Genomic DNA, 9,511 nt, shown 5'->3' with positions numbered 1-9,511 from the left:
ACGCGGCAGGAAGTGAAAGCAGCATGTAAATGCTTGCAGCGTGTCCCCTTCGTCTAGTGGCCTAGGACACCGCCCTTTCACGGCGGTAACAGGGGTTCGAGTCCCCTAGGGGACGCCATTTGCGGGAATAGCTCAGTTGGTAGAGCACGACCTTGCCAAGGTCGGGGTCGCGAGTTCGAGTCTCGTTTCCCGCTCCAGTTTCTCCGGCAACGCTTAACGGCGGGGCAGGAAAAGAAAATCCAGGGTAAATCGTAAGGTTTAAGTCTGGTGCACTGAAAAGTGTTGTGTGTCCCCTTCGTCTAGTGGCCTAGGACACCGCCCTTTCACGGCGGTAACAGGGGTTCGAGTCCCCTAGGGGACGCCATTGCGGGAATAGCTCAGTTGGTAGAGCACGACCTTGCCAAGGTCGGGGTCGCGAGTTCGAGTCTCGTTTCCCGCTCCAGTTTAAATACTGTGGCGTCTATGCGGTACAGTGGTGGTGAAGGTCTTCAAGGCGTTCACGCCGATAGCGGTAAAGCTTCACAATGCGGGAATAGCTCAGTTGGTAGAGCACGACCTTGCCAAGGTCGGGGTCGCGAGTTCGAGTCTCGTTTCCCGCTCCAAACATGTAAACGACAAAAGGGACGAAAGTCCCTTTTGTCGTTTGGGTTTTTATCCTGTCCGGTGCTGCCTGGCAGCCCCGGACAGGAGGGCACATTTACTTGTAGCTGATGGTGAAGTTCAGCGCGCCTTCAGCCAGGCCAGGCTCAACTTTCGCATCTGTCTGATAGTAGCGCGCCTGGAAGTCCAGACGCGTCTCGCCGATCGCCAGCCTCTTCACCGGCACTTCCTCTTCCAGCAGCATGCTCGACCCGTCATCGCGTAGCAGCTGAATACCAATTCCCTTGGCTGTCGAGTTGCTGGTCAGGCTGAACAAGCCCTGGTTCCGGTCCAGGCTGCTCGATCCTCGGGCGCCGTCCAGGCGAATATGTGCCATGGCCACACTGCCTGAGCTGTCATCCTGGCAGTCGTTCAGGCGAATGTGAAAGGGCACTTTCACGGTGGTCGAGCCCGCCCCGGTGAAGTCGGCCAGCGTATGGTCGCCGAGTTGCACGGGGTCGGCACTGACCGCATCGGGCCTGAGTGTGCACTGGGCATGGTCGATCGTGGCCCTGAGCCTGAAATCCATGATATCGCCTCGCGTATCGATGATGCCGCGGAACATTTCTTCATCGATACGCTGTGGCCCCGCTGCGATCGGGCCAATCTTGATCAGGGTAACCGTTGGTTGGAAAAAGTACATCTGCGCGGGGGCGGGCGTGCGTTTGCGCATGGCGCCAGAGTAAGGAATGGCGTTCGGCGTGCCTGGGTCGGCGCTGAATCGATTCTGGTAGCTCACCGCGGTGCCATCGAAAGGTTCACCTACCTCGATCGTTGCGCCAATACCGGGAATCCTGGTTTGCAGAATAGGGATCTGACGGGCGCTATTGCCTGCCAACGGCGTGGACAGCACGGCGATGGGGGCGGTATTGGTCAGTATGGCGAATACTTCCCTGTTAGTTTCATAGTGGCAGACCAAGCGGTTGCGCGCGGACAACAGCGGGCTTGCTGTGGCGATGACCGTGCCATTCGGTGCATCACGGGGCATCCATAGCGTTCCCATGTCCATTTCATAGTTCAACGGGCCAGAATGGCCGGATTCATAGCTGCAGTTGGCCAGCGCGGCCTGCGCGAATGGCCACAGCAACAGCGCGTAAGCTGCCAGGGATGCAGGGCGAAAACGTGGGCGTGAAGCATTGTGCATGGGGAGTCTATCCGCAGAGCGTGGTCGGTTCATTAAGGCTGGCACTGCACGGTTTGCAGGAAGTAGCCGCCATCTTGGTGCATGTCTTCGAGAGCGATGGCTATCTGGCAGCGCTGCGGCTGCTGGTCGGTCCAGTCCACTTGCAGTGTCTGCTGCGGTGTCTCGATGGCAACCAAGGCCTGGCCGGCCTGGCCGACCACGGCCAGTGTCTCGCCTTGCTCATCCTTGACCACCGCGCCGAACGGCATTGCGCGCCCATCGGGCAGTTGCAAGGTAAGCACCAGGCGGTTCACGCGCCGTCCCTCGAAGCGTGCCTTGACCACCGCGCCGCGCTGCGGCACCACTTGCAGGGTTCCGGTATCGATGACCGCGTCCGGGCCCAGGTCATCGGTGTCGAGGATCAGCGTGTTGCTGCGGTAGGGCCGCAAGTGTGGGACCAACAGGTAGCCGTCGCTATTGGTGCGCGCCTTGCCGGTGTTCTGCACGCCAACGCCGGCGATATCTGGGACATGCACCAAGGCAGCCGTTTCGCCCAGATAGTTGCCCAGTGTCAGCCCTTGGCTATGGGCCAGCAGGGCGCCACTGGCATTCACCGATACGCTGCTGTAGTCGGCGCCTTGCGTGTAACCGGCGCCAAGGCTGACTTGTTCGCCCAGATAGCCGAGCGACAGCTCGGCGCTTTTGCGTTGCTGCTCGTCGTTGCTGGCCGAGAGACGGTAGTCCAGGCTCTTGTCGTTGAGGCTGCCACCCAGGCTTGCGCGTTGGTTATAGGCGCCATTGGAACGGCGCACGTCGAAGGTTGCGCTGCGATAGCGTGGTGAATCCAGCGGCAGTGAAAAACTCACGCCGAACAGCCTGTTTTCGGCGCGGTTGCTGCTTAAAGCCTGGGAGGCAAAAAAGTTGATGCCCAAGTTGCTGTACTGGGTGTTGTACTGCATCTGGTACTGGCGTCGCTGGAAGTTACTGTTCCAGTAATCGTCCTGGGTCAGGGTCAGGCTCAACGAGCCACGCTTGCCCAAGTTCTGATAGACAGAGGCCTCGAGGCGGCTGCGGCGGTTGCCCAGGTAATCGGCGGCGGCGTAGCGTTGTTGCACGGCTTCGTCGAAGTCTCTGTACCCTTCGGTGGAATAGCGATACCCAGCGAAGCGTAGGTTGGTGTTGGTCTGGAAGCTTTTGCCGTAGCGCATGGCGAAGCTGTTGCCGGTAACCTGGCCGAGGCTGCTGCCCAGGTCACTACGGGCATGAGTGACATCCAACGACAAGCCGCCTATCGAACCGAAATCGCGTGCCAGGCCGAAGGCTCCGGCGCGGTAGTAGTCGCTGTTCATCGCGCCGCCGTACAGGGTGGTGTCCCAGGCACCGCCGCGGGCCAAGGTGCCTTGCCAGAATTTTGGGGAGTCGATGTGTTCGGCGCCGTTGTAGCGGCCGAGGCTGGCGGTATAGCGCCAGATGCCTTCGCGCAGCAGGTTGCCCAGTGACGAATAGGGTTGGGTGAAGCGGCTCACCTGGCCATCGCTTTCGGTGAGAACAATCTCTAGCTCACCGTGGCCGGCGCCGACGCTCAGGTCGTCGATTGCATAGGGGCCTGGCGCGACGTAGGTGGCGTAGATCGGGTACCCGTTGTGCAGCACTTCCAGCTTGGCGCGCGTTTGTGCCACGCCGCGGATGACCGGCGCATAGCTCTGCATGACATCGGGGAGCATTTCGTGGTCCGAAGCCATTTGCGCGCCCTTGAACGGCAGGCTGCGGAATACTTCGCTGTTGGTGAAGGTTTCGCCGAGGGTCAGGCTGGCGCGCAAGGCCGGCAAGTCGCGGCGGGCATAGGTGCTGCTGCGGGTCCAGCTGTGTTGGCCAGTGTGGTCCTGGCGCAATGCCTGGTTGCTGCGCAACTGCCAGGCGCCCAGGTTCAGGCCGCTGCTCAGGTACAGGTCCTGGCTGCTGCGGCTGCCACCTCGACCACGGCTGTGCTGGGCGGACGCCTGGTAGTTGACGAAGGCTGCGTTTATGCCAGGGTCCCAGCGCTCTACCGGCACCTGCCCGCTGATGTCGCGGCGCAGGGCGATTTGTGGAATCGATATGCTCAAGCGCAGCAGCGCGGGGTTGAAGTCCACCTCCGCTTGCGGCACCAGGCTCGGCAAGTCGATGCAACTCGCGTCGCTGGGCAGTGGCACCTCCAGGGCCTGCTCGCGCAACCCTAGTTCACGCAACAGGTCGGCGCTCAGGCACGCTTGCAGGCCCTGGCCGTTAAGGGGGTCGTGGAAGTCCAGTTCGTGCTGGCCTGCCGAACTCAGGTTGACCAGCAGCTCGACCCGGTAGCGTCCGGCGGCTAACGGGGTGTTCGCCTGCAACCCCTGCAGCGCCTGTTGACCGGCGTCCTGCGGTTGGCCGGGGGCCTGGCGCATGAAGGCGGTTTGGAACTGTGCGTGGGCGGTTGTGGCCAGTGTCGGTGGTGCGAAGGCCAGCAGCAGTCCGCCACCGGCAATGGGCAAAAGCGAGGCAAAACGCGGACGCGACGGCAGTGGCCTGCGCCGTTCAAGCTGTGGCATGGAGCTTTCCTGGTCGATTCAACTGCTCAAGACGTTGGGCAGGGGGGGTGAGCTGATGGCCAGAGGATATGAAGGATGGGGAGGCGGTGGATGTAGGAGAATTCTGTTCTGAGGAAGGCAACGTCTTTACTGTCGCGGCTTGCAGGTTAAGACGGGGGGAAATTCCCTGCCGCTAAAGGCGGCAGGGAATCAAGAGCGGATTAGAGTAAAAGTTAAAGGGAGGACAAGACGTTTAGTAAAGAAAACCCCAGGGTCTAGTGACGGGAGGCCAAGGTGCCCCAGATGCCCCGGAAGTGGGTAAGGAGATAGAGCTATGGAAGGGGAGTTTTCCCCGTGTTCCAGGTGAATAAATTACCCTTTTATTGGTAATGAGGCTCTGCCATAGCGCACTATCTTCCATGTTCTTGAACACCTGACTGGAGGTTGAGCGAACACTTGAACTGCCTGCTGTAGTCTGAGCACTCAGGGGAGTACCATTCGTAATGATGGGATCTCCTCCCGTTGTTGATAGCTTTTCCGGCAAGCGTGGTAGCTTAAATTTAGAGCCTGGCTGCATAAGTGGGTGTTTGGTCCAATGCTTTAGCTGCTTCGCTACCTTGAGAGCCATCCCTCGCCCAATCCCGAACATCAGCCCCCCCACGATCTGCAACGCGTTCGAGAGCATGTAGAACGTATTCGCCAGGTTTTCATCCTCGGTATATATCGCCGCGACCTGCAACCCGAGACCCGCCGCCTGCATGCCGAGCCCGGCAATGGCGACGACATAGCCAATGCTCAAGGGCGCAGTCCAAGGCATCGTCACGGCGGAAATCACCAGGAACAATCCTGCGATACCTACGCCAAGCCATTGCGCCCAGCCTCCTTTCGGTTTCTCGATTGGATCGATGTAAGGCGGGTGGTAGCTGCGGTCGGTGGGGTTTTCCTTGCCATAGCCATAGGCGCTGCGATGGCCGGTGGGGTCACGCCAGTTCACCGGGTCGCCGAGGCAGTACAGGTAAGGGTTGATGCCTGACTCTTCGGGGGCGAGCGAATCGGGGCTGTGGAAACGCATGAGGCTGGGGTTGTAGGTGCGATAACCTCGGCCCAGCATGTACCAGCCGAACGCCTCGTCACGTAACTCGCCGAGAAACCCAAGCAGGGTGCGCAGGCCGTTATCTTCCGGGCGTTCGCCATAGGTGCTGTACGTGGCCGGGTGCAGTTCGCCGGTATCCTCCTGTTTCGGCCGCAAGCCGTCGGCGTCATATTCGGCGAGGACAGTACCTTGGGCATCGCTGAGCAGCAGACGGCTGTCCTGCAACTGGTCCCCTCGCCATTGGTTGAGGCCAAGCGCCATCTCGCTCTGGTACAGGTAGTGGGTCAGCAGGCCGTCCTGTACGGTGCGGTCGACCTGGTTGCCCTGGTAGCGACGCAGTACTTCGGCTGCGGTGCCGTAGCGCGCGGCATACAGCTGGTCATGGCCGTCATAGCGATAACTGGCCAGGACCTGGTCGTCGTCATCGGCGTCGCGTACTTCCTGCAAGCGCCCCACACTGTCATAGACCAGGCGCCGCCCCCATTCGTCATTGAGGGCATTGCCCAGTTCGTCATACCTGAAGGTTTGACGGGCCGGGTAATCGGTAATCAGCGTGTGTGCCACTGCGGCGAGCTGGAAGCTGCCATCAGCCAGGTAGGTGAAGTCGGCGTCATCCTGTTCGCCATCGTCGAACCAGGTTCGGCAACGGGTCAAGTTATCTTGTTCGTCGAAATCGAACTGCTGGCTGATGATCGGCCGGCCTTTGGCGTTGCAAGGTAGCAGGGTGCCTTCGCTGTCATGGAAGGCCAGGCGGTTGAGCGCGTCGTACTCGAAGTTTTCCTTGAGCAACAAGGTGCCGTCTTTCTCCAGGCGGCGTTCGAGCAGCAGGTCGTCATCTCGCCACACCAGATGCAACTCATGGGCCACGCCGCCGTCAACGCTCAAGGTGCGTTTTACTTCGCGGCCGAGGGTGTCGTGTTGCAGCGAGCACAGCACGCGGCGGCCACTGGCCTCATCGAGCGTTTCGGTGCTTTCAAGCAGCCCCTCTTCGTCGTAGCTGAATGCGGCTTTCAATGACTGCTGGCGAGTGTAGGCAATTCGCCCCTGGGCGTCATACGCATGCACGACTGCCTTGCCGTCACTGTCCTGGCGCGACAGCAGGCGACCTTGCGGCGAGTGCGCGTAGTCGACGTGATAGCCGGTGCTGTCCTTGTTGTCCCATTTTTCCTGGAGCAGGTAGCCCAGTGGGGTGTACGTGTAGCTGCGCGTCCCTTGGGTATCTTCCTTGGCGCTCGTGATCGCCGCACTTTCTTCGTAGTCGAAGCTTGCCAGGTTGGCTGCCGACCCTTTGCTGCCCTGCTGGCGAGTCGTTTCGATCGTCTGCGGTTGTTCGGTCAGCTGCGGTTTGTAGCCATAGGTAATGACGCGCTTGTCCTGGCCGGGGTTGCCGTTTTCCATGCGGTAGGCGGTGCGCTGATGGACCAGGGTCTGAGAGCCTTGGTACGTGTAGTCTTCTACCCGTGGCCCTACGCTGATTTTCTCAAGACGTTCCAGGCCATCGAATTCACGTTTGCAGACAGGCCGCGCAACGCCGTTGGCAGCTTTGCGCACCTGGAACAGCGTGGTCAGCTCACTGAGGCTGTACGCCGCGAATTGCCGCTCCAGCAGGCTGTCATCGGGGCGCTGGGTCTTGTGCATGCGGCCCCAGGCATCGTAATGGTAATGGGTCGAACGCAGGGTGGGCGCGTCGAGGTTGCCTTGGAGTGTGAGCGTCTCCTTCGTGCTGCGGCCAAGCCCGTCGTAGTGGTAGTCGTGTCGGCCAACTTCGCGGTTGCCGTCCAGGCGATACTCATGCACGGGTTTGTCAAACCGGTTGAACTCACTGACCTGCTGTCGGCGCTTCAGCTCCAGGTTTTTGGCGCTGGTGATCCATGTCTTGATGCGGTTGCCGTCGGCACCGAAGGGTGAGAAGTCGCGGTGTTCGATTACACCATCGGGTCGCTCGACCTTGCAGCGCTGGCCCCAGCCGTCATGGCTGAAGCTGAAGTCCACTGCCACTACCTGCTTTTCACCGTCTTGTGTGTAGTGGTCGTAAAGCGTCTCGCCGGACTGGTTTCCTAGAGAGTCATAGCGTGCCTGGTAGTGCACAGGCAGTGTCTGCGGTTGCTTGTCTTCGTCGAGGGTTTCCAGTTCCTGGCGCAGTGTACGGCTAGCGCCGTCCAGATAAGTACGGGTTAGTACGCCTTTGACGTCGGTCGCTTCTTCGAAAGCCTGGCCACGATCGTTCTGGTTGAGCAGACGGTACGCGTAGTGGCGCGTTGCGGCCTCGGTGGTGTCTGCGCCCACTGTTTCTTCCAGCATCCGGTTGAGCTTGTCGTGGCGATAGCGGGTGATGACGCCGTTGAGGTCCTGTTCCTGATACAAGCCACCGGTGGTGACACGCTGGATCTGTTCGATCTTGCGCTGTAGGGTGCCGCCTGGGGCTGTGTAGGTATGCTCGGTCGACAGCAGCATGGGCAGCCCGGCGTCGTCATCCATCCGTTTGTATTTCCATTGACTGCGAGCGGTGGTGCCATTCAGGGTCGTTGACTGATGGTCCATGCGGCCATACAGGAACGAATTGCTGCTGTCCTCCAAATACCTGCATTCTGTCTTTTGCAGCGATTGCTCCTGCTCCTTGCCTTCACTGTCGATCAGTACCTCGAAGATCTCTTCCTCGTTGCGTAGCAACCAGTCTTCCTGTGCTTTGTACCCCTGCGCAGGCGGTAGAGGTGCGAGCTGGCGGTATTGATAACGGACGCGAATAGTTTGTGCTGCCTCGTGGCCTGGCTCCACCGGGCAGTCGGCTGGATGCACCGTCAGGCTTTCCAGAGTGCCGACGAAACCTTCCGGATTGGCCGGGTGGTAGGTATTGACCGTACGAATGCCGTTGGCTTGGATCTCTTCGGTCAGGTTGCCGAACGTGTCGTAGTCGGTGGTGACGTTTTCTTCCCGGTATTCCCGCGGATCATTCGCCAGGCTCCAGTGTTTTTTCATGACGTGGGGTAGCTGGAACTTTTCCGGCTGGTTTTCGAAACGCTGGCCGGCCACTTCGTGGTAGGTGGTGCTGACCGTTTCGACGCAGCCGTCCTGGCGCGTGACCTGTTCGTTCAACAGATGGAAACGGTTGAACGTTCGGGTGATGGTGCGTGCGTCGACTTCGGTCGGGTTGCCGTCTTCATCCGGTTCGCCGGGCACTCTGTAGCGGGCGGTGGAGGTGTATTCGTAGCAGTTGCCGACGAGCTTGTACAGGTTGTCCAGGCCATCGTCGCTCCAGACGATGCCGGTACCACCGTAGCCGAGGAAGTTCTCCGGACTGTAGTCGTACTCGGTGACCATGTCTGGCTGGCCGGCACCGGGTTGCACCACATGCCGTTCGACGTTGGGCAGCCAGCGCGCCTGGCCATCGGCAGCCGGCGGGAAGCGGTGCCCCTGGGTACGGTAGTAGACCCGCTCGGTTCCACCGAGGGGGTTGTCCACCTTGCTGACGCAGCGCAGGTTGCCGAAGCGCTGATACTCGAAGTGCCAACTGGCCTGCTCGTCGGTCGGCAGCACCACATCGGTCAACTCGTCGGCACCGTTGCGCGACAGGGTGTAGCGGGCCCAGGGCTCGACCTCGGGGTCGTCGCTGGGGTGCAGGTCGAGCAGTACCTCGTGGTTGCTGCTGTAGTCGATGGCCAGCAGGTCGCGGCCACTGTCGTCGCTCACCCGAACCAGCCGCGGCTCGTCGACATCGCGCTCGTACTCCAGGCTCAGGCCGTGGCCTGAGGGCGCCAGCACGCGCACCGGCAAGGCAATGTCCTTGTCGTTGTCCTGCGGCTCCAGCACCTCGACCAGCCCTGACTTGTGCACCAGGCGATAACGCACCAGCTGTTGGTCCGGCTTGCTTTCGTTGTGGAAGTGGAAGCTCTCCAGTTTGCGCTCGGCGATCAACGGCTCCACACCCGGGCCGTTGTCACTGACCTTGAAGCGCTCCCCGGAGCCCAGGCTGAGCATGCTGGCGCGAATCTCGAACTGGCTGAGGTTCAATGCCCAGCCAATGCCAAAGCCTGAGTCCTGGTCGTTCATCGGGCTGAAGTTCAAGCGCAGGGGCAGGCGTGGGCCGCAGAGGTTGTTGCCGATCAGTTCGGG

The 9,511-nt window shown here is 60.6% G+C and carries 3 protein-coding genes and 5 tRNA genes; 5 read left to right on the top strand and 3 right to left on the bottom strand.

Going from position 1 to position 9,511, the window contains the following annotated elements:
• Window positions 1-42 precede the first annotated feature (42 nt).
• From NP534_RS23445 to NP534_RS23425, 5 genes are all read left to right on the top strand, one after another.
• A tRNA-Glu gene (locus tag NP534_RS23445) sits at window positions 43-118 on the top strand.
• Between the two features lie 3 nt (window positions 119-121).
• A tRNA-Gly gene (locus NP534_RS23440) sits at window positions 122-197 on the top strand.
• Window positions 198-288: 91 nt separating this feature from the next.
• Window positions 289-364 (top strand) — tRNA-Glu (locus NP534_RS23435).
• A gap of 2 nt (window positions 365-366) precedes the next feature.
• Window positions 367-442: transfer RNA gene (locus NP534_RS23430), tRNA-Gly, on the top strand.
• Window positions 443-526: 84 nt separating this feature from the next.
• A tRNA-Gly gene (locus NP534_RS23425) sits at window positions 527-602 on the top strand.
• A gap of 95 nt (window positions 603-697) precedes the next feature.
• On the opposite strand, the gene NP534_RS23420 is transcribed toward NP534_RS23425, so the two are convergent.
• The 3 genes from NP534_RS23420 to NP534_RS23410 all read right to left on the bottom strand — a co-directional run.
• On the bottom strand, window positions 698-1,783 hold the full coding sequence (locus tag NP534_RS23420) for a fimbrial protein (protein ID WP_274100269.1): 1,086 nt from the start codon (window positions 1,781-1,783) through the stop codon (window positions 698-700).
• A gap of 32 nt (window positions 1,784-1,815) precedes the next feature.
• Entirely contained in the window at window positions 1,816-4,329 is a 2,514-nt protein-coding gene (locus tag NP534_RS23415; RefSeq protein WP_274100268.1) for a fimbria/pilus outer membrane usher protein, read from the bottom strand.
• A gap of 232 nt (window positions 4,330-4,561) precedes the next feature.
• The coding region (locus NP534_RS23410) for an RHS repeat domain-containing protein (protein ID WP_274100267.1) at window positions 4,562-9,511 on the bottom strand (4,950 nt) is incomplete at its 5' end.

This window comes from Pseudomonas sp. 39004, from assembly GCF_028682155.1.
Taxonomy (GTDB): domain Bacteria; phylum Pseudomonadota; class Gammaproteobacteria; order Pseudomonadales; family Pseudomonadaceae; genus Aquipseudomonas; species Aquipseudomonas capeferrum.
Note: the sequence above shows the minus strand (reverse complement) of the source record. Positions and strands in the feature narration are given on the sequence as shown.

Coding starts and splice junctions, on each gene's coding strand:
- NP534_RS23420 (WP_274100269.1), bottom strand. CDS start 1,783: ATGCACAATGCTTCACGCCCACGTTTTCGCCCTGCATCCCTGGCAGCT.
- NP534_RS23415 (WP_274100268.1), bottom strand. CDS start 4,329: ATGCCACAGCTTGAACGGCGCAGGCCACTGCCGTCGCGTCCGCGTTTT.